We start from the raw sequence: 25,406 nt of genomic DNA, 5'->3' as shown, positions 1-25,406 counted from the left end.
AAAACACTATTTTCGATCCAGCATACCGCCGAATACTCGGTCAATTAGACGTGGAAAAAGCTGATACAGCTTAATGCCAAACGCCGCCGATTTCGGCAAATTAATTTCCGCCTTCCTGCGCTCAATAAGCCGCACGATGGCTTTGACTACATAGTCGGGCTTCATCATAAAGAAGCTGACATTTTTCACATAATTGCCTGACGGATCTGCCAGCGAGAAAAACGGCGTGTCAATCGGTCCGGGATTAACCGCCGATACGACAATCCCTTTGCCCCGCAGCTCCATCCGCAGCGAATTGGTAAAGCCGAGCACCGCATGCTTCGTTGCCGTGTAGGCCGTTGACTTGGCTGAGCCGATCTTGCCTGCGAGTGAGGCAATATTTACGATATGACCGCTGCCTTGGGAAAGCATATATGGCAGCACTGCCTTCGTGCAGCGAACGATACCCATATAATTCGTATCCATCATCTGGTCAAATGCCTCGACCGGCATCGTCTCAAAATATTCGAACTGTCCATAACCAGCATTATTAATCAAAATATCGAGACGCCCATGCTTTTGCAGGACAGATTGAATGACCTGCTGCACATCTTCCATGCTCGTTACATCCATCTGAAAATAGGAGCTATTACTGCCGATTTCTGCCACTTGCGCTTTCAGCTTCTCCACATTTCGTCCGGTCAGCACCACAATGGCGCCGCGCCGCGCAAGCTGCTTTGCAGCAAGCGCTCCAATCCCGCTGGAAGCGCCGGAAATAAGCACAACTTTGCCATTTAACATCCGTCATCACCTAAAGCTAATTCTACTTGATCAGGGCATTTTAAGCAAAGAAACCTTTGCAAAACATTGCATAGGCTCACGCCATTTTTTGATTTTGGACAATAGGCCTCTACCTCAGTACAATAATAGGGAAAGGGAGGTTAAACAAAATGAAATCCTACAAGGAATTAATGGTGCCGGAGGACGCATGGGGAGAAATTCAAAGCCTTGTATCCGAAGCCGTCAATCCCATTACTATAGTAAGCTGCTCGATCGATAATGGCAGAAAAACGCTGGAGCACCTGCAAGTTACGAATCGCTCCTATTTGGGCGCGATTGCCTTGGAATGCGGAGGAATACTTGTCGATTATGGCTGGTTAAAAATATTAGGGGCAGGAAATGAGCGGCTTTCAGGCTCTTTAGCAACATGGAACAGTCCCATTCAAAATATTTTAGTCGTAGCCTATGATCTAGTTGGCGGCTTCTTCGCCATTCATTCCAATTTTAAAACTGTTTTTTATATGGCGCCTGATACGCTTGAATGGGAAGATACCGAATGTACTTATTCCGAGTTCATAGGCTGGGCGTTGAATGGCGATCTCCAATTATTTTACAAGACCATGCGCTGGGACAGCTGGATTGTGGATTCCCAAACGATACAAGGCGATCAGGCCTTCTCCATCTTCCCCTACCTATGGACGGCCGAAGGGCAAAATATTGAGCAAGCATCCAAAAAGCCCGTAAGCGTACTCGAGCTTTATGAGCTGCATCAGGAAATGGGCAAATCATTAAATACTTTATCCCAGCCGTAGAAAGCTTTGCCTGCAAAAAGATGAAAATATAAATTCAGCTCTTATATCAAACCTTATACATGTAAAAAAACTCCCGAAGGAGTTTTTCGCCGTTACGATTACGATGCTACCAGCACCTGAATATCCAATTCACCAATTCCCTCCATAAGGAGCGGAACGGTTAATGCTTGCTGTGCTTTAAAACCAGCAGCTGCAGCAGACTGAATAACCTTCGGCGGTGTAATATCTACATGGACGCCTTGATTCGATAACATCGTGCTCGCATTCCCGCTAATCATGTTGCCAAGCTCAGAAATGGCGCTTCTGCCCATTTCATCAATTTCAGAAATCGAGAAGCCGCCCATCATAGCCGATATCATCTTCATCGCTACCGATTCGCTTAGTCCAAAAACGATAACAGCGTTCATTTGTCCGTTCAGGCCGATTTGTATCCAAATGTAATTTTCAACGAATTTAACATCTTTCAAGCCTAATTGCCCTGCCGATGGCTTTATCTGGATGACCTGCTCAATTACACTTTTTGCCGCTTCAAGAAACGGATTAATATACTCAGCCTTCATAACGGGAATACGCTCCTTTTCGACAAAGATCGCGATTTTTTATATACCTCATTATACTTTCATAAATAGGACAAGTATACTATTTTTATCATTTTTGAACCTTAAGACCTATGAGTTTATGTTCATTTTCAATTGCTTTACAATCCAATTTGGAGGTTTTTTCGTGCAAAACGCATGGACCCCTATTATTTTCGGACATAAAGTACTAGATGAACGAGGTAAAAGAGCTATGTAATCGGCTTTGCTTTGCACCATATTCTGGATCGCAATAGGCATATGCGTTATGCGCAGCCCATTTGGCCAGATGGCGGGCTCGCGACTCCTTCGGACAAATAACGAATAACACGCCACCCGTTGATTCATCCAATCCGGTGAAGCTCTCTCCCGCCATCCTTTAACGAACTGAATTTATATTGCTTGCGCCTGGTTTGCATGAGCTTTGCGGTAACGGATTCTGAGCAGCCGCAGCCGTTCATACAGCATGTCCACCTGTTCATGCTTCATGCCCTCAGCCCCGTAAACTTGCTGAAGCACGGGCTTCAAGTAACGGTCGCCCGACTGCTCGAACGTTTCCCAGACAAGCTGCTGCTCGGACTCTGGCATATGCAGCAGCTCGCGTGCAATAAGCGGCTCAACATCATAGCCTTCAGCCTCAAGCTGCTCGATTCTGTCCATTATTTCCCTGCGCGACAGCTCGAGGCCTGCGCCTAGCTGCTCCAGTGTCTCCTCGCTGTTCAAACAGCTGATAATCCGCTTTTTCTGCAGCTGCTTGTCCATCTCGTTTTTGAATTTCACTTCCTTCTGCTTGTACAGCCACCTCGTAAAATCTGCCTTGTCCAGCTGCTGCTCTACCCAGTCGAGCGGAAAGCTGGTTTCACGCGCATGGTTCTCTGTAATCGCTAAAATTTCAGCCCCATATCGATTTTGCTTGCTCTCTCCCCAGCCGGGAATTTGCAGCAGCTCCTCGGCCGTATGCGGTACAAACGTGCTGAACATCCATAACATCCGGTTCGTTGCAACAAGGTAAGCTGACCTCTTCTCTCCTCCTGCTTTAGCTCTGCGCCAATCTCTTAATTGCTCAAACAAGGCTTGATCCGCATTCAGCTCGCCATAACACTGCACCATAGCCTGCAAGCTTCCCATTCCCGTATTGCGCCGGCCTTCCAGCATAGATTCGATGACGGGCGTATAGCCCTCTCCCATTCGTACTGCCACCCCATGGCGGAAGGCGAGCAGCATGTCCTCCCAGGAGATGCCTTCAAACCAGACATCAGGTGCAGTTGCCGTATGCTCGCCATCGGCCCAAAGCACCGACCATATGCCCTCATGTTCACAAATTGACAATTGCGCAGTTTGTACGCCCTCCTCCATCGAGGATTTTTCAAATGTGTTCAAAAAGAAAATTTGCATCTTCTCATCTCTCCCAGTCTGCTTCATTTTCGAATAAAAGGACATAAAAAAAAGCACCTCCCCATAGCTCAACCAGAGCAATAGAGAGGTGCTTCCTCACGTTCAAATATTCGATTAGCAGTATATTATCATATGATTTTCAATCTGACAAGCCTTTATATACGGCGGCAACCTTATGTTTTGCATGATGCCCTGTGAACAGGGAACAATGAAAGCGCGGGTGTTGTAATTGCAAGATGGACTAGGAAAGGATGATCCACATGGACGGTTTTACCGAAGAAGACCGCAAACGCTCCACCGATGTCTCTACCGTAGAATCACAGCGAAATGACCTCGTGCCGGAGGAATTCCCTGAAGGGCCTTACACAGCGGAGCGGCCAGGCCTTCCGCTGGGCAAAAGCTCGCCTTGGCGCCAAGACCAGCGCCCTAACAACCGTTTCAGCTATGAAAACCGCTCGCTGCATGCCGATTTGAAACGTGAATATCCCGGAGCGGATGATGAATTTGTGCTCTCCTCCGAGACAGAAGAAGAGGAACAAAGCTAGAGACGGCTAATGTGCTCAAGCCTGTTCGACAAGTTCTACCTACAGCCGGAAAGCAACTAGCAACGGAAAAAAAGCGTTCAGCGAGACGACGTCTCGCTGAACGCTTTTTTGGCTATTGCCGCTTCAATGCAGGCCACAGTCTTTTTCACACTATGCTGTCATAGTTGTGCTGTCAAGCTGTCCATTAAGGAGCTTGGAAGCAGCCGTTACCATTTCGGCAAGGAGCTGAATACAAGCGCATTGCTGAGCTCGCGTCCGGCTGGCGTAATTTGCTTGCCGTTCGCATACAGGCCGGAAGATGCGCCGCCGTCCAAGTTCATCGCCTGCTTAGCCCCTAAGCTGACCATAATTTGTCCCCATTGCTTTATCGTCGCAGCCGGAACTGTAACTAGCAAAATCGAACCGTCATTCATAATCGCAATTCCGCTTCGCGCGCCAGAATCGGTCAAAATTTTCGGGCTCACGAAACCTTCGTTCGCCGGATCAACGGCCAGCTTGCCATCCTTCACTAGACGCGGACCCGCGCCAATTGCGGTATGCACCTCGCTCCAGTCAATCGCTTTGCCGGAAACATCGTTATAGCTGACGGTGTAGTCAACGTAGCTGCCCTTTTGGAAACGGCTCGCCAAATGCTCCTCCTCACCTGTAAAGAAGAGGACATATCCGTCCTTCGGAATTTCGACATTCGTATTTTTGCTGACCTTCGTGACGACACCTTTGCTCACCGTTACGGCAGAGCCTGTGGTCATGCCGATTTTGCTTCCGCGCTTCGGCGTATACATGATGGCTGCCGTTCTGCCTGGAGTAGGTGTCCGATTAACGAAATACACGTACCAGCTTTGCGAGGATTTCCCGGCACTGCTTACTTTGCCGCTTATCTTCACCTGCAGCGTGTCCATTAGCGCCGACCCGTCCCATTGAAAGCCAATGCTCGTACCCGTATTTCCAATATGCTCGACAACGCCATCGCTAATAATGTTGCCATAAGGCTCAGGAATGCCGCCGTAGGATTCAAAATACGTGCCATTGATTGCGGCCGCTGCATTGTACAATGAAGCAATTCCAGATAAGCCCTGCGTCAACCCGACCGTTCTGCTAGACAAGCCTGCTGTTACGGGCATTCCTTTAGGAATCGCTACGGTTTGAACGTTGAAGGAACGTCCCCCTGCGGATACGCGCTTCGAAGCCGCTACAGCCTTGTAAGAAGTTGATGCTCCGCGGATCGTTACCGGAAGCTCAAGCTTGCCCTTATAGGAAGCGGAAGTCACATGAACGCGGATTTTAGTTTTCCCTGCAGCAACAGGGATAATAACGCCATCGCTGTTCACGCGCGCTACCGCGCCATTGCCTGATTCATACCGCAGCGCCACCGGCTCTGACAGCTTCAGCTTCGCGAGCAGCGGAAGCCTTTCATTCAGCGCAACCGTTACGGCGGATGCCGGGTATGTGATTGTCACATTTTTCACTGTCGATTGTGCTTCAGCAGCATATGCCGCACCGCCCAAGGTATAGGCCGTCTCGCCGCCCGCCGAGCTTAGCAGCAGAATTGCCGCTCCGCCGACCAAGGCAGTGCGCTGCATGTTTTTTTTCCATGATGACTGGTTTAATGATTTCATTGCTGTTTCTAGTCCTCCCTATTCAACTCCAAAATTAGGCTCTTATACCTATATCGGCAGAACTAGGGAACAAGTGAACCATTTAGTCCAACTTTGTCTATTCCTTAGGCAAATAGCTTCGTCTGACCTCCAAATTCTTTTGAAGAATAGATCGCTTCCTTCATCATTTCGAATGGACTCGATGTATGTTTCGATATTCTCCTGGAGGAATTTCTTGAATCTTTTTGAATGCTCTGTAAAATGAAATGACGTTCTGATAACCAATCTGCTCCGCAATGGATTGAATCGGCTCATCCGTCTCGGATAATAAACGTTTCGCATATTCAAGCCTGACTCTCAGAACGTAATCAATAAATTTCTCGCCTAGCTCTTCCTTAAAAAGCTGGCTTAATGAACTGGGCTGAAGTTTAAGATAGGCGCTGACCCCCGAAAGAGAAAGAACAGGATCAGCAAAATGCGTATCGATATAGCTTTTGGCTTGGAAAGCGATACTATGATGTCTTCTAGCTTGACGATCTTGAGCTGCAATCGCTTCGAATGCCGACATGGTGCTCATAAGCTCTTCCTCAAGCTCGTTCAACGTCTCCGGATGATTACAAAGCTCTGTGAACTTATACAGAAATTCATTCTTCCATATTTGTTGAATTCCCGGATACAATACGTTGATTTCTTTCTCCATTTGCATTACAAAGCTTTGAACGAACGCAGACATCTCCTGTTTGTCAAATCTCATCTCTCTTAGCTGCTTGAACAGCTGTATCAGTTTTTCATTCCAATCGCATTCATTCTTTCGGAACGAATGTACAATACTCTCTATTGCTTGCAAATAGGCGTACTTGTCAATACTAACTTTTCCTGAGCTTACACGATTATCAATCACCGTATTCGTTCCTATAACCGGCTTTAAACAAACATTCTCCTTAGCATTGCGATACGATTCCGCGATTGTCTCAATGCTATCTGAGTCTGCACCAATTCCTATCGTTACCGTCAACTCCAGATTGTGCCCAATCCAGGCTTGAAATTCACTCGCAAGCTCTGCTGTAGATTTCAAAACCGATGTTTCTGACTTGCATTGATGAACAACAAACGCAATACGATTCGGCTCCATCCAAGCATGCCAAACAAAAAGCTTATACTGCTGTCCTAAATCGTGAAAAGCGTTTTCTATAATAAATTTGAGCAACTGCTGATCACTTGGTTTATACTTTTCCGTGAAACGTGTATAATAATCCATTTCAACGATGATGACACCGAGGCGATCGAATAGATACGGCATGTTAAGAACAGTCATTTGGGTCTCGAACTGCTTGTCGGTCAAGGTCTGATGCCCTGCCAGCAAATCGTAGAATAGACGTTGCTGACGAAGCAGACTATCTTCCTTATACAAGCTTTCATAGTCTGAGGACTTCTTAAGCAGCTGATCCAATGCCATTTCAATGAACGTGAATTCGTTTTTCACATGATTAACGCCGACCTCTTCACTTTTTCTCATGAAGCATTGCCCCATCTTATTGAGGATGGCTTGAATCGGTTTATAGTAAATATGTGTTACTAGAGTAAAACCAGCAAGGGCCAATACGATAATAATGACCACGATTAACATCCATCTGCCGGAAAAAACAGATAACGCTGCATAACTTTTATCAGCTGCACTACTCGAATAGTATGCCCAGCCTGTATATTCAGAATAAACAATATTCGTGGAGTCAGTTATCCCCTCCTTCGAATTTGCAAGATCAAAATTTCTTTTATCCATTAATCCAAACGAACTGTAATCGCTTTCACTTATGCTGTTTAAATGATCCAAGATAGAGTTAACCTTCACGTTAACAACGATAGCGCCCTGCTTCTTATTCCCATGATAATAATGCTTCATGAGCGAAACAACCTTCTGCGAGTTCTCGTCGAAGCCCCATTCATCTACTAATCGCGGGACTGTCCATTTCTCAGTCGTGGATTGCGCATAATTAGCCTGAATGAAGGAGATATCTCCAAATGATTGGAGGGAGTATGTACCTGAATCGGAAATGATTCGTTGTTCAGCTTCATTATAGATATATATCGAATTAGGTAATGGAAAGGAAGCTTTCATTTCCGTTAATTTTTTCTGAATCTCAAAATCGTCAAAGGCTGTCTTTGGACGTTCTGAGTAAAATTTCTGCAGCCATTTATCCGATAAGAGCTCGCTGGCCATATTTCGTTCGATCAGCTTTAAGCTGGCGTCCGTGTTATATACCATCCGTTCCAGAATGGCTTGATTAGTCTCGATATATTTATTATCCGAATCGTGATGCAGCACCATAAAAAAAATAAATAGGAGGGAGGAAATGACGACAGAGAAAATAGAGGTATAGGATAGTATCATACGGTAATACCAATTCATCTTCTTCACAGAAAACACTCCCATTCTGCGGACAGTCTAACCTATCGCCCAATCTCCTTCTCAATTATATATAATATGGAAAATAAAGAAAAGATGAGTGCCTATAGTTTGTACTTTGTAAAGTATAGTTCCAACAAAAAACGCCCCATCGACATGGGACGTATGGCAAGGCTCAATAATGGGGTTCTATCCAATTCGTCTTCATCATGGCCGCTACGCGATCCCGATTCGGCGAAACGCCATAATAACGTTTGTAAATGGAGCCAAATTGGGAACTGGATACATAACCTATCGAATGAGCGATTTCTTTCATTTTCATAGTCGTGCTTCGCACAAACACGCTAGCCTTTCTCATACGAATCTGCTGCAAATGCTGCATCGGGGATACCTGATACACTCTCGTATACACGCTGCTCAAATAGACGGGATGGCAGCCTACTAATTTCGAAAGGTCGTGAAGCGTAAGCGGCTTCTCATAATGCAGCAGCATATAGCGATAAACGAAACTTATACGTTTGTCGACCTGTTCATATGACCTGCGGGCTGATTCCATTCCGCATACTTTGCTTATCGGATTCGACTGGATAAATAATCGAAGATACCGCTCTAATGCATGGATATCCTGTTCAGTCTGAACAGGCTTTTTCAATAGCTGCTGTGCCATTTCCCGATCAGCCGGTTTGGTAATTGAAATCGTCCACTCCGCTTTCTCGTCTGAGGGATCACCTTCTATATTGTAGACAATCCCTTTATAGCTAATCGTAAGATCATGCTGCGGCGCGATGCACAGTGGCCCGGTAGCAAGCAAAATCTCCTCTCTACCTAAAGAAATGGATCGCTGCTCCTGCATAAGCTCCATTGGGTTAAGCGCCAGCAGCAGCATGATTTGATCCCCTTGGATTAGCTGCAATGGCCGTTGCGACTTCCTGTTTATCGTAATCGACTGTTGAGATATTAAGGAATAGAATTGAATCTTCAACATAGCCTTGTTCCTCCGTCTCTCCGCCAATTCCCGATTATTCAGGCAGCTTCAAGATTTGATTAACAATTGCTTCTAAAGAAGCAGATTCCTCATTGTAGACAATTAAATCAGGCTGCGATGGTTCTTCAAAATCCATATCCATACCAACAACCTCCTGTACCTGTCCATTCAAAGCCCCAGTATACAGCTCCTTCTGGTTACGAGCAATTAGCGTAACTTTGGATACGCGCAAGTAGATTTCATAATAATACGAAATATTCGCCTTGTTCCAGGCCCGACAGGAATGGAACATAGAGATCGTCGCGCATACCACATCCAACCCTTGCAAAGCCAGCATCCTGCACATCCTTGCATTACGCATGGCACTTGCATGTCGGTCAGCGATAGAGTAACCAAGATCATGGCCGAAAGCCTCCCTCAGCATATCGCCGTCAAGAAAAACAACTGCATCGCTTTGTGCCTTCAACCGATTATATACTTGTTTACCTATTGTGGTTTTCCCTGAGCCCGCAAGTCCCGTAATCCAATAAACACGGCCCGATTCGTTCAACTCGTCTCCTCCTCGGCTCTATTCAAGCAATCTAGCAGCTTCATTAGAAGTTCGCTTTCTTTCATGCAAGCATCCAAATAAGGCCGCATAGTCAATGCATAGGCTTGCGCATCTGGCCGATCCGGCTTGACATAATATTGAACGACCTTGGTTCGGATTAACGTCCAATTGTTGTACAGATCAGTAAAACCCTTATGCAATTCATCATAGTCATTACGATCGAATATACCTTGCTTTTGCAAGTAGTCAATCAGCATTAGATTGCGTTCCTGATAAAATAACGAGTATGTCAGTCGGTGAGTCACACTGGAGTTCAGGGCATTGGCAGTGAGAGTAATCTCACTAAACTGATCGCGAAGGTATTTCAATACACCTAGACCTCTCTTTATCGTCTTTTCCTCCGTTACGATAGTTTCGCCGTAAAGCTGTTTTTCGATGTTCGACTGAATGATTCTGTAAGGAAACTGCGGATCCAGCTGCTCCTTAATAGCGCGCAGCCCCAATCCAAACAACTGATCTGCGGGAATCGAATCATAGGAAAGCTGGAAATCCTGGTAGCTTAATTCATGCTTAATGATATTTCCTGGTGGAATGCAGTCTTCCACCATATAGAAAGTGGATAGCTCATCGCTATACCCATAGATCAAAACGGGATGAATCAAATTCGTTTTACGGCATTCCAGGCAGAAGGGAAAATGGAAACGATTCAATCTCAGAATACAATACATGCCCTCATTCAAATAACCTTTGACGAGCTCGACTACATCGGTATCTCTATAGAGTGACAATTCTACTTTCTGAAAATATTCATCGTATAGTTCGTCTGGCAAATTCCTGGTCATATACGGGACAAGTTCCCCATTCTCTTGTTTTTCCTTGTAAGCTGCGTCAGTTATTAATTCACGCCTCGGAATCTCTATTTCGTATTGCGATGTAATGAGAGGGACCAGGCATTCGAATGCCGAATCCCTCGTCATTAAAATGGCGATCACATTATTCCAGTAACAATCAATTCGGTTCTTGTTATAGGGTACAAAATCCAGTTGGAACACCGTAAATCCCTCCTTCCGGTTTATAGCCTGTCTCCATACTCGTTCTCATAGAGCAGCAGGTCTGATTCGTGATCAACCTCTAACCATAGTCCGCGATAAGGAATTGCCTTAATGGCAATCCCCTGTTCGATTAATCCGGCTAGCAGAGCCGTCAAATCCATGCGCTCCACTAGTCTTTGATCCTGTATGGAGAGAAATTGCCGAATCAACCGCCACCCCTTTGGCGAAATACGGAGCAGCCCCATGAATTGCCCTTCCACCTCCTGAAGAGTTGCTGGCTTACCGCCGATTTCAATCACTCGGCTGTCGCTCCCCAGTCTGAACGTTTCGGCATCGCTTAACGGATTAAGGAATCGGGCTTCCCATAAGGGAAGCCAGTTGATATTGTAAGGAATGACAATATCGTCATCTTCATCTGCGCCCAGCATAAGCTCAATAACCTCAGACGTATAGACGATATCGGTATAGCTAACGATGCAAGGCTCGCGCTCCAGCCAATCGGAAGCACAGCACAGACTGGCAAGCATATTCGTTCGTTCCCAATCCCTATTCTCGAAGTATGTTGCTCCAGCCACTTGTATCCTACCCGCCATATATCCGCGGACGATCGCGATATCGCGGATGGAAGCCTCGTGGAACGCTTCAAGCTGTCGATCAATTAATCGTTTGCCTAGCAGCATGGTGCGGCATTTCGGCTCATGCAGGGTATGGGAGCCTAATCTGCTTCCACGTCCTGCCGCCAATAGAATAGCTTTCATCTCATGCAACCCGCTTCCTATATCGCTTGGACTGTCCAAGCTCTTGTCTTGTAAGGCACCTCAATTTCATCAATGTTGCTTAAGCATAGGCTAATCTCGTCCATAATCTTCTCGAACAGAATCTGCCCCGCTTGCACTTGAATATCATTTACTGAACGCCAAGCGTTTAAATAACGTTCTTTTGTCATAACAACGGTATGTGGAGCCTCCATAAATATTAAGCGATCGAACTGCCCCGTAGATAGCAGCACCTCCTCGACGCCGCTCATGTGGCTATGAGAGCCAGATGAAACACGCTTTAAATCAGGGACATAGTGTCTTATTATGCTTTCAATCTGCTGTTGCAGTTCATTTCGCTCAACATCCCGCGGATTCCATAAAGCTGTAAAATGTCCCCCTTCTTTCAAGATACGATGAAACTCGCTTAGCGCTTGCTTTTGATCTGTCCAATGAAAGGAAGAGGCCATAAACACCCAGTTTACCGAATCATTCGCTAGGCCCGTTTCCTCCGCAAAACCTTTTTGCCAAGCAAACTGCTTATTGCAAGCATCCAGACGAATACCTTCTTCCCGCATCGCATCGTTAGGCTCGACCGCTATACCCCTCAGCCCGAGCTTGGCCAGTATTTCGGTTAACTTCCCCGTTCCCGCACCTACGTCTGCTGCCACAAAACCCTCGCTAGCTGCCCCTGTATGCGACATCAGCGCATGGAGAATATCTTCCGAATAACCTGGTCGGTTGACATATTGTTTGGCAAGCAAAGTAAAATCACCGTGCATCATCGTATTCATTTTCATTCTCTCCTCCAAATAATTGTTTTATCATGCTCATATCGTTTGGCTCGAACGGCATTTCCCGTTCTGGATGCCACATAATTCCTTTGATGCTGGCATGCTTGTGCATGACCGCCTCAATGGTCCCGTCGGCAGCCCTTGCGGTTACAACCAGCTTCTCCACAGTCCTTCGGGCTCCGTAGCGATGATAGCTGTTTTTACTCAAGCTGCCTTCGTTCGTGTGCACAGCATGATGCACCGCAACATGGCCTTCGATTCTCTCCAGTTCAATGCCCCAGAAATCCTGAAGCATTTGCATGCCTCTACATACGCCCAGCAAAGGTATGCCGCTGTCACATGCATATTGAATGAGAAATCGCTCTGCCTCATCCCTCTCCGGTGACCTCCCGCCATACTTTAAAAGATCGTTGCCTCCCGTCATAATCATGCCTCTAATCGGCAGACTGCGCAGCATTTCCTGAACGGTTGGCAAATGATTCGGCAGTAGAATCGGCATATAGCCGCAGGTGGCTAACAGATTGATCCAGCTTTGGTCAATAGCGTCTCTTCGCTCACCACGGCTCGCTACCTCTTCGACACGCATCGTAATGCCAATCATAATCATTGGATGATCCTTATGTTTTTTCCCGCGCAATCGATGGCAAGCACCTTGGCATTGCCGTAGTGGTTATACAAATTTTCTCCTACTCCAATTACCGCGGGAATCGACAGCTCGCCAGCACGAATAGCCATATGTGAATTGACGCCTCCGTACATCGTTACCAGGCCAGCGATTCCTTTGGAAAAAATCCAGTCATAACCGGGATCGGCACTCGGAAGAAATAAAATGCTTCCCCGCAAGCTTTCATGATCTTCATCCGAAAATGCAATCTTGCTGGTTACCTGATTCATGGTAATAAAATTCGGCTCAAGCTCCGGTTGACTGAAAAACCATACATTAGACGGCTCGGTGATCAATGGCGGCAGCTCCAGCTGCAAGGTCGCCTCATATCTTTGTCTGCCAGCCTTAATACTCTTCAGCAGCAAGTCCTGTATATCGCAATCTGACTCGTAAGCCCGCTTGATCACCTCAATATTGGCAAAGGAAGCCTCCTCCTTCGAAATACCGTATTCCTCCGCCAATTGGCCGAATAGCCGAATCGCCTCGCTCAAGCTTTTTGTAAATACAAACTTGGAATATTCCCTTCCCTCAATCGCGGTCTTAAAAAAGTCAAATAGTCCAAGCACATTGCCGTCTAATAGACCGTGCTCTGTCAGCAAAGCCTGAATCCGTTTATATTGAGCAAGCGAAAGAAAGAAGGATGGCTTCTCTATCACACGGTTAAGCTCGCGCGACGAAGAAAATTCAAAATATTGATCCGGTGCTTCATCATAACGAAGCGAACAGATCTCATAGGTTCCAGGTCGTAAATGTCCATATTTCGCTAGAAATTCCTCCATGTCTAGCTGAGCGTAATCCATACTGATTTGTGTACTGACTGTCTCCAGACTGCTCATATAACGATGGTAGTCGCTTTCCGATAGAATACCAATGGAGACGAGGGATCGAAGCATTTGTACCGCTACGAATCCCCCTCTTGCCAGTCCGGCGAATGGCAGCGTACCATAACGCTTGCAATCCTCCAGCAGCCAATAAATTTTCGAAACCTTGTCGATTGAGCTGTCCAGCAATTCCGAACGCCTTGCTTCCAGCTCGTTGATTTTACTCAGATCATTTTGTAACAAGCCATTTTCCGTACATACGATATGATTCGTGAGATCCTTCAGACAAAGACTAAGCTGCTTCAATTCCGGCTTTGTGAATCCATGCTCATAGAGTATCTCCAATCTGGTATCCAGATCGAAGGTGAAACAAGAAAATATGATCTCAAACTCGACCTTGTCATGATTCTGGGGGTTATCGATCAAGCTTTGCATATAATAATTCAGGAGCTTCTCGCTTAATTCGGCATCCAGCTCCTTTGGCAAAAAGGAGTTGAAGCTGACTCTTACATCGATATATGGAAACCCTCCCAGATCGATGAGCAGAGGAAAGCTCCTGACATTCTTATATCCGTATCGACTCCTCTGATAGGCCCATATGCTGTCCGTCACTAATTCTTTGTACAGCGATAGCGCGAGCGGCCGGGGCCGAATGCCGATGATTTCGGCTGGATTCCAGTCTGGCATGACACCATAGACCGTTTTGTGTCCATAAAGGTACGGCTGCCTCGCTTGACCTTGTCCTACTTTGTCATAGATCCGTTTTAGTACCGCGGATTGATAGTCAAGGCTTGCTAAATCGCAGGTTAATAACAAGGGTCGAACTTGAAAAAGATACAGCTTGCCCGCCTTGTCCACTGCAAACTCAATATCCAGCCTGGGTGTTTCGAATATGTGCTCCAGTTCATCCATCAAGTCAACAATTTGATTCAGTGGCCTCACTGCAGGCAGTGGCGAGCCCTTGAAATAATGATAGGTTTTAAGATGATTGGTTGTGCCTGAGGTGACAGCATCGGTTGCGCCGCTGACATCATCGTAGTTGATGACGATATAATGGCCGCCATTATTAGGGTTGACGCCAAAGGCGACGCCGCTGATCGCAACATATGGAAGCATCGGTTGTATGAAGACATGATGGACCGGATCCTCGTCTTGATAGGATGCAAGCACCCTGTTAACGGCCTGTATGGCTTCGCTTTCTCCATTCACGTCAAGAACGGAATCATAACGTCCCGCATAGGAAGCGGCAATTCCATCCTCCCAAGCCGCGCTGCTTCGTACAATGAGTGGCGCCCCCGACCATGAAAGCTGCTTAAGGCTGTCTAAAATTTCCGATTGGCGATAACGCCACTCATAGGCGGTAAATTGAAGCTGGGGTAGGACGATTGCACACTTGACTAGTCTCTCAAGCCTCTCCAACGTTTCTGATTTTGTACCGAATAGGATCAACCCACTATCACCCAGCTCCCTTATCGCACAGCATGGTCCGCTTGACGCTCAGACAATAATTGGACTTGATATTCCAATCTGTCGGTGTCGCCAAGCTCATGCTCTTCTGCGAGTAATTTCATGCATAGACGATGGACCATCGTACGAATAATGGCAGGGTTCTCTACGAACTCTCCATATTGCTTCTCAAACTTAAACGGAAATGCCAAGAGCTCCATCAGGTTATCGTAGTTGTAATAATCGTGCCCCGGATATCCCCATGCCCGATATTTAATCCGAAGCATGCTCTCCAGCCTGAATTTGTCGAAAGAAGACAATAACTCATCATAAGATTTCGAGATGGTACGTGTATTAAATCCGGATACAACCCCGGATGTTAATGAATTCCACCATTTCATGCCGCCAAACGTGCTGTGAAGCAAGCTTTCATCCCAATCGATGCCCAGATGCTTGCATATCAGCGTAAGAGTAGCCTCCGGCTTTACATGCAAATCCTCTAGCTTCACCAAATACGTCCGGTCTGTCCAGCGTGCCGTTACAGGGACACCATGGAACAGAGCTTGCAGTTGAAAGCATAAGTTGTAGACACTCGCTTTGCCTGCATGCAATTGGTAGTTCAATGCGGAAGCAAACGCAATAACAGGATTTCGAATCATATGAAATAATTTAGCGTAGGGAAAAAGCTCAATGAATTGCTCGGTCTCCGCGACGCTCGTTCCGAAGTGAATGCCCCCTTCAATAATGACCGGAAGCTCCGAGGTAAAGTCACAGGTTCTTCCCATTGCGCAGGATGCTGCAAGCTGTATAGCTTGGTAGAAAAATGTCATGTCCATCAGATCAGCCGTCTCCGTAATTTCCAGGAATGCCGTCTTAAATCGGGCTCGGTCAATCGTGAAAATCTGATCTCTGCCTTCACCTAAGGCGCACATCCCGTTTTGCCTCGGTTCTTCGAAAATGCAGCCTTCGTTGAACTCGCCAGGGAACGTTTTGAATATCGCATCAACGATTTCCTGGTTGTCCATGCGCCCTTCACGCGGTTTGATCGTTGATTGCCACAGCTTGAAAATTTCCACACCGTTCAGCATGGTTAATATAATATTCGGATGACCGTCCAGCAGACTTTTCATCAAATGCGTGCCGCTTCTCCCGTAGCAATAAATACTTACCACTTTATTTAATGAAGCCGCATAGTCTCTCTTCGTGAATGCAGCGCCCTCCATAAGGATGTGAATACGCGCAAGCTCTTTCTCAATCTCGGGCATATATTCACTAGAGACTGAAAAACGTTTCGCTCTCCTATAGAGATCATTGGCTTCCAGCAGCCGGCCTTGCTTTTCGTATACAAATCCGAGCTCCAACAGCAGGGACACCTTTTGAGGTTCCAGGTACAGCTGCTTCTGCAACCGTTCCTCCTCACGATTCAGTGAATGGGGATTCATCCGAATCAACTTGCCCGTCGATGTTCTTGGAAGCTTGCTTGTCCAATAAAACCTTCTAGGCACTTTATAATCGGCCATGTGTTCTCGGCACCATTCCAGCAAGCTGGACTCCAGCAATGATTCTTGCCGCTCGACATGAGCTTCAATAATCTTGTTGTCCTCTGACAAACAGACAAGCGCATCACGGATTTCGGGGTGATTCTTCAGCTTAAGCTCAATCTCCTGGAGATTCACTTTAAGTCCGCCGATAATCTTGATACTGTCTGAACGCCCGGCTAAATATAAAATCTGCTCCTCGTTAATGGAGCCGGTATCCGACGTGTTGAACCATCCCTTGCTCCATCTTTCGTTCACGGTGCGAGGCAGATAAGGAGATTCCAGCAATTCCGCCAGCACTTCATCGTTCTCAATCCGCAAGCTTACTCCCGGCAGTGGACGACCGACGCTCTCCGGATATTTGCCGTCCCAATCCATGGTCAGAACTCCGGTCTCGCTTGTCCCGTACTGCTGACCGATCGTGACGCCATAGCTCTCGTAAAAAGCTTGATAAACCTCTAGAGAGAGAGCCTCCCCTGCAGAAATGGCATGCTTAAGCTCAGGGAGAGGCCCCTGCCCCGGCGCTCGTCCTAATAATTGATAGTGGAACGGAACGCCATACATCACCGTAATCCTTTCCTCCCGGAGTATCTGAAGGATAGATAGGCTCTGGTGATTTCGTGGAAAATATAAGCAAGCTCCTGTGAATAAGGTGAGCAATAGTCCATTAAGCAAACCGAATGTATGCGTAAGCGGAGACAAGGCCAGAACACGATCATCTCGTGATAATAAAGGTACAGCTGTCAATTTGTGCAGATCGCCAAGGATCGCTTCTGCCGTTCTACCGATTGCTTTCGGCTTGCCCGTAGAGCCCGATGTGAACAATTGAAGCACGCATTCGGGCTCACAGTCTTTGCTTTGCTGGAGCTTCACGATTTCGAAGGAAACTTTTTCAGCAAAGCTTGCTAGCGGGTGACTCTGATCGGTTGAGCAAATATAATAGTGTGGACGATATTCCTGCAGCAGCGCTTCGGTTTCCGTCGGTTTCAAACGGCTGTCCAGCAGCATCGCCTGAGCCCCTTGTTTCCATACGGCAAATAACAAATAAACAAAAGTCAGGGAGCTTTTGACTTGCAGCGCAACGAGATCCCCTTCCTTGACGCCTGCTTCCGATAGCTGCTGCCGCCCACTTTCGATTTCCTCGAAAAGCTGCCCGTACGTTACGGAAGAAGAGAATTTCATCGCCAATCTAGAGGGCTCTGCTGAGTTTGAAATCAACGCCTGATAGAATGCTTGCTTATCGATTGAGTTTAATAGCATGGCAGCCTCCTCCGAATTCATAATCGTAGATAATAACCGGGGCGGCTACTTCCCTTTTTTTTAATCGATCGACTGCAATGACCAAATCCGCTAACCCTTGATTGCCGGCAAACGGTCGTACAGGCAGCTCGGTGCTCAAGGGCTCAGTCAAGCTTTCGACTGCTTCAATATAAATAAGAAGCTCATCGCCAGAACCTGAGAAATCATCTTCCTTGGCGCATTCCAGTAAGAGTGAGATGGCATGATCGCATGATCGCAAGGTCGACTCTGAATCAACAAGCTCCGCAAGCAGTTCGTCGGAACGGCTGCTTTGCAGCTCCACACCAATGACGAGTACCTGCTCAACATCTGGTTGATCCATATAGATTTCTGCTAGATCGAGCAAGGAAACAAGTCCGTTCCCGAAGTGGGAGACCGCTGATATCATGCCGGTAAAGCCAAATTGTTTAGAAGCGTAGCCAAGAATGGAATTAGGGACGGATTGATAAAACAATAAAGGATTATGGACTTTGCCTTGAAGCAAATTCTGGCTTGCCCGATCTGCAGTAGCCGTATCGCCAAATGCACTGCCAAGCAAGATAGCCAGCTTCTGATGAGAGCGAATCTTCCCCGACTCCACATGGTTTTTCAAAATTTGATACACCATAGGATTGAAGGCGGATTCGATAAAACCGGGGACGGGTTCTATCGCAATCGACCGGGCCTGTTCTTCCGCCGCTTTAAGCATATCCGCATAATCGGCCAGACCTTCGATGGAATGCCCCCATGGACCGATGCATGCAGTCGCTGTCACCTTCAGCATAAATTACCCCCTCTCAACCGATTTTTGCAGAACAATAGCCGTATTGTTGCCTCCGAAAGAGGCATTTAAATTGATAACCTTGTTCAGCTGCTTCTGCCTTGGGTAATTCGGTACATAGTCCAAGTCGCAATGGGGATCCTTCTCTTCATAACCCATCGTGGGCGGAATCGTATTGTGCTTCATAGCCATGATGGAGAGAGCCGTCTCAACCGCTCCCGTACCTTCCAGAATATGTCCCGTCATCGTCTTCGTCGATGAGATCGGTGTATCATAAGCCCTCGTGCCAAACGCCCGCTTAATCGCCGCCGTTTCTGCACGGTCATTAAGAGGAGTGCCTGTCCCATGGGCATGAATATAATCTATTTCTTCCTTCTGAATAGAAGCAGCGGCCAATGCCCGCTCAATGGCGAGCGCCATACCGGCTCCATCCGGATGAGGCTGGCACACATGGAAGGCGTCGCAGGACAGCCCCCAGCCAAGCATTTCGGCCAGAATCATAGCGCCGCGCTTCTCGGCATGCTCCAGGCTTTCGAGCAGGAGCATAGCGCCTCCGTCTCCCAGCAGCATGCCTGATCGATTGGCCGAAAATGCCCTTACTCGTCCGTCAGCAGCAAAGGTGCGGCCCGAATTGAACTTCGCAAACATCTCCTCGGTCACCAGGGAATATCCGCCGCAAAGCGCAGTATCCGATTGCCCCCTCCGGATAAGCTCGTAAGCGACGCCAATCGCGTTGCTGGAAGCAATACAGGCATTGTTTAAACTTATTTTTTTGCCGTTGCCCTTAAGCCGATAAAGGTCAGCCAATACCTTCAAATGGTAGGATGGCAGAAATTCCGATAGCGGTATAGCTGAATGTTGCCCCGAGGACTTCAACCTCCAGTACTGTTGAAGCGCATTGTAATCGCCTTGCAGGCCGAGTACGATGGAAGAATCCGATAAATCTTGTAGGCCGGAGGAAGCAACGGCCTCCTCGGCCAAGCGTACCCCCAGTCCGAGCAAGGTTCCCTTGAAATCGGACTCCGCTGCGAAAGCAGTCCGGAAAGGCGTGCTGTCGAAGCGTGTAACCGGCCTGAAACGATGTTCTCCCGTAAGCACGCTTCTCTTAACAGCCTCTTCTCCGAAGCCGCTTGGAATCATTAATCCGATCCCTGTTATCACTACCCGATTGAACATCGCGTACTCCTTTCTCACATCGTGTTCGTATGCCTCTTGATCATTACTCCCTTCTCCTGAATAAGCCGGTAAATGGCATCGATGGAGTCGAAGCGCCCGTAGTCCTCGTCTTCTAGCTGCAAATGGATATGATTGCGATGCTCCAGCATGTCGAGAAACCATATGAGGCACAATGAATCCATCATAATAAGCGAATCATCGTTGAGCTCATCCGGTCTTGAGACAAACAGTTGATTTTCTAGCAGCAGCCTTTTGATGCCATCCTTACTTATTAGCGGACGCTCGTTCATACCGCATTGGCTCGCTCATGCAAAGTGCCGATCAGCTGCCCGACTGTGTACCCGCTAATTTCAATGAGCTCGCTATCGGCTATAGTCAACCCGAGCTGCGCCTCTATTCTTGCAGCAAGCTCGATAATTTGAATAGAATCAAGCGCGAGCCCCTCATCCCCAAGCGGCATCGTCTCATCAACCTCGTCTGGATTCATCTGTATATTCATCTGTCTAGCAATCATATTTATTACTTCATCAAACATTTGTTGTCTGTTCATTCTATCGTGGTCCCCTTCCTCATCCATAAATGGCTGGGTCGATTTGGTGTTCATTCGGATTATATCCGGATTAAAATATTCGATAAGATGTACCCCACTATCCTGAAAAGGAGGAAAGGTCATCTTATATTCCTTAAATGGAACCTGGCGATGCTCTTGAAATTGAAGGCGATATGGTTTATCAAATAAATCCACGGCCTCGGCTGTGAGCCTCCAGCCGTTCTGAATCATGGTTCTAATATCCCGAGTATGGCTTGCTCTCAGCACATGGCCGATTCCTTCCCTCTCACTGATAATTCGCTCCAGCAGCACAGGGGGAACGTAGGCCGGATCAATTAAAACGATATTCTGCGACACATAACGTTGCTCCCTCTCCGTAATCAGGAACGACTCGCGCAATATTTTCCCTCCGGACACATGAGATTGACTCGCAACAATGGGGTGCAGCCGCCCCATCGTTATAATCTCAAGCATATCCGTTGTACGGCTGTTTGAGGTCACGAGCATTTGCAAGATAATCCACTCCAAACGACTCAGGTCTTCCAAATTGTATTCACCTCCTTTCTATTAATCGTTAATAGCTGAAATCGCATAATGTATCCACATTTTAAGGTTCTGTTGTAGGTGCGGGCGGTTCGTGGTATTTTTAATCAAAGATGGAAAGATCAAGATTATTAGGAGCGATCAATCATGGTGCAAAGAGTAAAACGGTTTTTATCTGCGTCCGATTTTTTCGGTAACAAGTTTATACGCGTCATTCTGATATCCAGTCTGTTTCTGCAAATAGGCGTCTGGATGCGGAACTTTGCCATTCTACTGTTCGTTATGGAAATGACGAACAACGATACCGTTGCCGTGTCGATGCTCTATGTCGCCGAATTTGCTCCGATTCTCATCTTCTCTGTCATCGGCGGAACCTTTGCGGATCGTTGGAAACCCAAAAAAACGATGATTTACTGCGATTTGCTCAGTGCCCTATCGCTGCTGGCCATCTTGGCAGCCTTATTGTTAGGCTCATGGAAAGCGATATTCTTCACAACGCTGCTATCCGCGGTTCTATCGCAATTCTCACAGCCCTCCGGGATGAAATTATTTAAGCAGCATGTACCGGAGGAGCATATTCAGACAGGCATGGCGATGTACCAAACGTTGACTAGCGTCTTTGTTGTCATAGGTCCGGTATTTGGTACTTTCGTTTATAGCGCATACGGCATCAACGTTTCGCTTGCATTAGTAGCCATCGCATTTGTTTTGTCAGCCGCCACTTTAACCTTGCTGCCACCAGACAAGCTGGGCAAAATCGGGAACAAGAGGGAGTCCTTCTGGTTTGAATTGCGCGGCGGCTTTACATATGTTCTTCAAAATCCGGTACTCCGTTTGCTTGGCATCGCCTTCGGCCTAGGCGGGCTCGCGGTCGGTATCATTCAGCCGCTCGGCATTTTCATCGTCGTTGATCAGCTGCAATTGGATAAAGAATATTATCAGTGGTTTGCCAGTACCAATGTTGTAGCAACCGTTGCTGGAGGTTTAATGGTTGTAGGGATCTCGAAGCTTGTACCCTCTCAGAAAATTTTAGCCATCGGCAATCTCTTTAGCGCCTTTTCCGTGATCGGCATCGGATTTTCAACTTATCTCTCCTTATCTCTGGCGATGCAGTTCATTCGCGGTTTTGTCCTCCCCTTCATACAAGTAGGAATTAACTCCATTGTCATGAAAACGACGGATGAAGCTTATGTTGGAAGAGTTAACGGGGCATTTGGCCCGATCTTCATGGGCTCCATGGTACTCATGACCATGGTTTCCGGATGGCTTAGCACGTTCCTGCCATTAGCCTTCATGTACCTGTGCTCTGGCATTTTGTTTGTTGTCTCCACAGCTGTCATCTCTCTTATGTTCCGTTTGAAGCTTCAGATCAACCCGATTGTCGATAGCACTAGCAATAATCAACAAACTTCGCAATCCATGTAACGACTATACAATTTCGATCGATTCCAAGATATTATCTATATTTTACGGATTAACATTTATTAAATTGTGTGGATTCACCTTTTTTCAACCTTTACCATTTTTTAATATTAGCTCTATTCCTCTATGAAAATGGCGCTGTTCGCAAGTGTAGTCATGCATAGATGGGTGTACAAATCAAACAAGCCCATGCTCGTTTGCATGGGCCTTAGAATGTAAAGTAACTCACGCTTTATCCGAAGCGATGGGTATCATTATTTGTTTTGAGTTCAGGAAATTAGAGAATGGTTAATGAGGTTTATAAAAAATAAAACGGCTATCGAGATGTCCTCGATAGCCTTCGCTAATTAGTCTTTAACCAATCATTTTTAATAAAGAGGTTAGCCTATATTTTTCAAATAACATTGTTGCTGATTCCAAATTGACCTCCCATAAACACTCATCAAAGGAGCATTCAATCGGAACCTCAATGTTAATTGTGGCAAGAGTTCTTGAAAGATGCAGCATCTCTAAATCAGACTCAATTTTCGCTTTAATACTTTTCGGTAAAAGGTTTAAATTACTTATTATGCCGTCGATTGACTCATATTCGCTCAGTAATTTAAGTGCGGTTTTTTCCCCTATTCCCTTCACCCCGGGGTAATTATCACTTGTATCCCCTGTAAGACCCTTCATTTCGATGACCTGAAAAGGATGAATGCCTTTATCAACCTTCAGGAAATCTAAATCATAAACCGCATAGTTGGATCTGCCCTTCTTCATGATTATTACATGAATGCGCTCATCCACCAGTTGGAGCATGTCTTGATCACCTGTAAGAACATAGACATGTCCAAGATCACTAAAACGTTTCGATACCGTCCCGATGCAATCATCTGCTTCGTAGCCCTCCAGTCCAATGTTTGGTATTTGAAGAGCAGCAACAACATCCTTTACCAAAGAGAACTGTGGAATTAAATCTTCAGGTGCGCTTGGCCTGTTTGCTTTATAATTTGAATACAAGTCAGATCGAAAAGTTTTACTTCCCATATCCCAACAGCATACGACATGCGTCGGCTGAAATTGATTTACTGCATCAAAGAAATACTGAAAAAAACCAAAGATGGCATTTGTGGGAGTTCCATCTTCCAAACGCCTAGCGCTATACGATTGAGCAAAATAAGCTCTAAAAAGAAGAGCCATTCCGTCAACAATTAGAACTTTATTTTCGTTCATTTACATGCTCATCCTTTATGTCTATTATCAACTTTAATCACTAATTCTCAGTTCTCCATGCCTACTTTCTAGGCTTTCTCTTCTACGTTGTTGAACGTTGATGCACACGCGCTTCACCGCGAATGAAACGGCCAATGCGCTCCGCTGCCTCAAGCAGCCGTGCCTCATCCACCACAAGCGCCAGACGCACATAACCTTCGCCCTCGCTGCCGAATGCTTCGCCTGGAATGACCGCCACACCCGTCTGTTCCAGCAGTTCACGGGCAATCAGACGCGAGGTCCAAGGCCCATCCGGATGCGTCCACTCCATAGCCGGCAGCGCTGCCCAAATAAACATCGTCGCTTTAGGCTTCTCCACCTGCCAGCCTCCTGCACGAAGCGCTTCGATGAAAACATCGCGGCGGCGCTCATACAGCTGTCCTACTTTAGGAGGAGCCGCCTTGGACATCGCTTCTTTAAGCGCCGCAACGCCTGCTTCCTGCACAGCAGCAAAGATGCCATAATCAATATTATCCTTCAGCTCGCGCAGTGCGCCAACCGCTTCCCGGTTGCCTGTCACAAAGCCGATGCGGCAGCCTGCCATATTAAAGCTCTTTGATAAAGAGTGAATTTCAATCGCGCGCTCCATCGCCCCATCGGCAGCAAGAATGCTAGGCGGCTCAAAGCCGTCAAACGCCATTTCAGAATAGGCGGCATCGTTTATTACGAGCACATCGTATTTGCGAGCTTTGTCCAGCACCTTGTCAAACAGCGCCATATCGGCTACAGCAGATACCGGATTCCCTGGATAATTGAGCAAAATAAACCTAGCACGGCGCCATTCCTCTTCCGTAATAGCCTCCACATCCGGCAAAAATCCACCCGCTGCCGTGAGCGGATAAAAAATCGGCTTTACGCCGGCAATCGCAAGCGACCCTGCATATATCGGATAGCCCGGGTTCGGCAGCAGCACCTCATCGCCCGAGTTGCAGACCGCCATCGCCAAATGAGCCAGCCCATCCTGCGAGCCCATTAAAGAAAGCATTTCCGACTCGGCATCTACTTGCACGCCAAAGCGAAACGCCATCCATTCTGCTGCTGTGCTGCGAAAAGCGTCGCTTCCCCGCGTGCCCATATAGCCATACTGATTCGGGCGAAGCGCAGCGTCGCCAAGTGCCTGCATAACAGCTTCTGAAGGCGGCTTGTCCGGACTGCCGATATCTAAATCAATGACATCCATGCCTGAAGCTCTAGCCTGCTTCTTCCACTGAATGACCTCGGCAAAAATAGAAGAGCCCAGCTCGTCCAGCCGATTGGAACGCCACTTGCCTGTTGTCATCCTACGCTCACCCATTCCATTCCTGAACATATTGCTCTTCTTTAAAACCAACTGTCGCTTTCGTGCCATCCGTCGCAATCGGACGTTTGATCAGCATGCCGTTCGAAGCCAGCAAGGCAAGCTGCTCGTCCTCGTTCATGGAACCAAGCTTGTCCTTGAGTCCAAGCTCGCGATATACGTCGCCGGAGGTGTTAAAAAACTTCTTCAGCTCCAATCCGCTGAGCTTGACCAGCTCTTTAAGCTGCTCCGCTGTCGGCGTCTCCTCCACAATATGCTTCAGCTCCAGCTTATTGCCTTTCGCCTGAAGCGATTTCACCGCATTGCGGCATGTTCCGCATTTGGGATATTGATAGACGGTAATCGTCCCCGCTTGCCATGTATTTGCACTCATTTACGTTCTCCTCCATAGCTTAAACCATTGAAATAATAGGGC

At 47.0% G+C, this 25,406-nt stretch carries 23 protein-coding genes; 3 read left to right on the top strand and 20 right to left on the bottom strand.

Annotated elements, in window-relative coordinates; genetic code table 11:
* Positions 1–6: 6 nt before the first annotated feature.
* Entirely contained in the window at positions 7–780 is a 774-nt protein-coding gene (locus AC6B99_RS08670) for an SDR family NAD(P)-dependent oxidoreductase (RefSeq protein ID WP_056030368.1), read from the bottom strand.
* 149 nt (positions 781–929) lie between these two features.
* Between AC6B99_RS08670 and AC6B99_RS08665 the strand changes: the two genes are divergently transcribed.
* Complete coding sequence (locus tag AC6B99_RS08665) at positions 930–1,571, top strand: DUF2625 family protein (protein ID WP_496663202.1); 642 nt, start codon at positions 930–932, stop codon at positions 1,569–1,571.
* Positions 1,572–1,669: 98 nt separating this feature from the next.
* On the opposite strand, the gene AC6B99_RS08660 is transcribed toward AC6B99_RS08665, so the two are convergent.
* Positions 1,670–2,131: a chemotaxis protein CheX gene (locus tag AC6B99_RS08660; RefSeq protein WP_056030374.1), complete on the bottom strand. Its 462-nt coding sequence runs from the start codon at positions 2,129–2,131 to the stop codon at positions 1,670–1,672.
* Between the two features lie 408 nt (positions 2,132–2,539).
* Positions 2,540–3,586: an HRDC domain-containing protein gene (locus tag AC6B99_RS08655; RefSeq protein WP_494857890.1), complete on the bottom strand. Its 1,047-nt coding sequence runs from the start codon at positions 3,584–3,586 to the stop codon at positions 2,540–2,542.
* A gap of 215 nt (positions 3,587–3,801) precedes the next feature.
* On the opposite strand from AC6B99_RS08655, the gene AC6B99_RS08650 reads away from it, so the two are divergent.
* A complete protein-coding gene (locus tag AC6B99_RS08650) occupies positions 3,802–4,086 on the top strand; it encodes a hypothetical protein (protein WP_496663201.1) in 285 nt (94 codons plus the stop codon).
* Between the two features lie 206 nt (positions 4,087–4,292).
* Here the strand turns inward: AC6B99_RS08650 and AC6B99_RS08645 are convergent, their stop codons facing one another.
* The 14 genes from AC6B99_RS08645 to AC6B99_RS08580 all read right to left on the bottom strand — a co-directional run bounded on the left by AC6B99_RS08645 (position 4,293) and on the right by AC6B99_RS08580 (position 21,021).
* Positions 4,293–5,702 (bottom strand): phosphodiester glycosidase family protein, encoded by a 1,410-nt coding sequence (locus AC6B99_RS08645; protein ID WP_494857887.1) that lies wholly within the window; start codon positions 5,700–5,702, stop codon positions 4,293–4,295.
* Positions 5,703–5,865: 163 nt separating this feature from the next.
* The gene (locus AC6B99_RS08640) at positions 5,866–8,088 is read right to left on the bottom strand and encodes a helix-turn-helix domain-containing protein (RefSeq protein ID WP_494858757.1); all 2,223 of its coding nucleotides are present in this window, start codon (positions 8,086–8,088) and stop codon (positions 5,866–5,868) included.
* A 172-nt stretch (positions 8,089–8,260) separates the two neighbouring features.
* Positions 8,261–9,070 (bottom strand): helix-turn-helix transcriptional regulator, encoded by an 810-nt coding sequence (locus AC6B99_RS08635; protein ID WP_496663200.1) that lies wholly within the window; start codon positions 9,068–9,070, stop codon positions 8,261–8,263.
* Positions 9,071–9,104: 34 nt separating this feature from the next.
* On the bottom strand, positions 9,105–9,620 hold the full coding sequence (locus AC6B99_RS08630; RefSeq protein ID WP_496663199.1) for an adenylyl-sulfate kinase: 516 nt from the start codon (positions 9,618–9,620) through the stop codon (positions 9,105–9,107).
* Positions 9,617–10,672 carry a hypothetical protein gene (locus AC6B99_RS08625; RefSeq protein WP_496663198.1) on the bottom strand — a complete coding sequence of 352 codons (1,056 nt, stop codon included), beginning with the start codon at positions 10,670–10,672 and terminating at the stop codon, positions 9,617–9,619. Before AC6B99_RS08625 ends, AC6B99_RS08630 begins: the two co-directional genes overlap by 4 nt.
* Positions 10,673–10,692: 20 nt before the next feature.
* On the bottom strand, positions 10,693–11,430 hold the full coding sequence (locus AC6B99_RS08620; RefSeq protein WP_496663197.1) for a phosphocholine cytidylyltransferase family protein: 738 nt from the start codon (positions 11,428–11,430) through the stop codon (positions 10,693–10,695).
* A gap of 17 nt (positions 11,431–11,447) precedes the next feature.
* Positions 11,448–12,221: a class I SAM-dependent methyltransferase gene (locus AC6B99_RS08615; RefSeq protein WP_496663196.1), complete on the bottom strand. Its 774-nt coding sequence runs from the start codon at positions 12,219–12,221 to the stop codon at positions 11,448–11,450.
* Positions 12,199–12,858, bottom strand: a complete 660-nt coding sequence (locus AC6B99_RS08610; protein WP_496663195.1) for a gamma-glutamyl-gamma-aminobutyrate hydrolase family protein — start codon at positions 12,856–12,858, stop codon at positions 12,199–12,201. The genes AC6B99_RS08615 and AC6B99_RS08610 overlap by 23 nt, the downstream gene beginning before the upstream one ends.
* Complete coding sequence (locus AC6B99_RS08605; RefSeq protein ID WP_496663194.1) at positions 12,825–15,155, bottom strand: PEP/pyruvate-binding domain-containing protein; 2,331 nt, start codon at positions 15,153–15,155, stop codon at positions 12,825–12,827. The genes AC6B99_RS08610 and AC6B99_RS08605 overlap by 34 nt, the downstream gene beginning before the upstream one ends.
* Positions 15,156–15,175: 20 nt before the next feature.
* Complete coding sequence (locus AC6B99_RS08600; RefSeq protein WP_496663193.1) at positions 15,176–17,950, bottom strand: AMP-binding protein; 2,775 nt, start codon at positions 17,948–17,950, stop codon at positions 15,176–15,178.
* On the bottom strand, positions 17,928–18,752 hold the full coding sequence (locus tag AC6B99_RS08595) for a hypothetical protein (RefSeq protein ID WP_496663192.1): 825 nt from the start codon (positions 18,750–18,752) through the stop codon (positions 17,928–17,930). Before AC6B99_RS08595 ends, AC6B99_RS08600 begins: the two co-directional genes overlap by 23 nt.
* Positions 18,753–18,755: 3 nt before the next feature.
* Positions 18,756–19,925: a beta-ketoacyl synthase N-terminal-like domain-containing protein gene (locus AC6B99_RS08590; protein ID WP_494857868.1), complete on the bottom strand. Its 1,170-nt coding sequence runs from the start codon at positions 19,923–19,925 to the stop codon at positions 18,756–18,758.
* 14 nt (positions 19,926–19,939) lie between these two features.
* Positions 19,940–20,215, bottom strand: a complete 276-nt coding sequence (locus AC6B99_RS08585; RefSeq protein WP_496663191.1) for a hypothetical protein — start codon at positions 20,213–20,215, stop codon at positions 19,940–19,942.
* On the bottom strand, positions 20,212–21,021 hold the full coding sequence (locus AC6B99_RS08580) for an acyl carrier protein (RefSeq protein WP_496663190.1): 810 nt from the start codon (positions 21,019–21,021) through the stop codon (positions 20,212–20,214). Before AC6B99_RS08580 ends, AC6B99_RS08585 begins: the two co-directional genes overlap by 4 nt.
* A gap of 144 nt (positions 21,022–21,165) precedes the next feature.
* Here AC6B99_RS08580 and AC6B99_RS08575 point away from each other — a divergent pair, with 144 nt between their 5' ends.
* Positions 21,166–22,443, top strand: coding sequence for an MFS transporter (locus tag AC6B99_RS08575; RefSeq protein ID WP_496663189.1), 1,278 nt, complete (start codon positions 21,166–21,168; stop codon positions 22,441–22,443).
* Positions 22,444–22,794: 351 nt separating this feature from the next.
* Here AC6B99_RS08575 and AC6B99_RS08570 read toward each other — a convergent pair whose 3' ends face one another.
* The 3 genes from AC6B99_RS08570 to AC6B99_RS08560 all read right to left on the bottom strand — a co-directional run bounded on the left by AC6B99_RS08570 (position 22,795) and on the right by AC6B99_RS08560 (position 25,364).
* Positions 22,795–23,655, bottom strand: coding sequence for a 5'-3' exonuclease (locus AC6B99_RS08570; RefSeq protein ID WP_496663188.1), 861 nt, complete (start codon positions 23,653–23,655; stop codon positions 22,795–22,797).
* Between the two features lie 82 nt (positions 23,656–23,737).
* Positions 23,738–24,973, bottom strand: coding sequence for an aminotransferase class I/II-fold pyridoxal phosphate-dependent enzyme (locus AC6B99_RS08565; protein ID WP_494878487.1), 1,236 nt, complete (start codon positions 24,971–24,973; stop codon positions 23,738–23,740).
* Between the two features lie 7 nt (positions 24,974–24,980).
* On the bottom strand, positions 24,981–25,364 hold the full coding sequence (locus AC6B99_RS08560; protein WP_496663187.1) for an arsenate reductase family protein: 384 nt from the start codon (positions 25,362–25,364) through the stop codon (positions 24,981–24,983).
* Positions 25,365–25,406: the final 42 nt, after the last annotated feature.

The organism is Paenibacillus liaoningensis (assembly GCF_059609455.1).
Note: the sequence above shows the minus strand (reverse complement) of the source record. Positions and strands in the feature narration are given on the sequence as shown.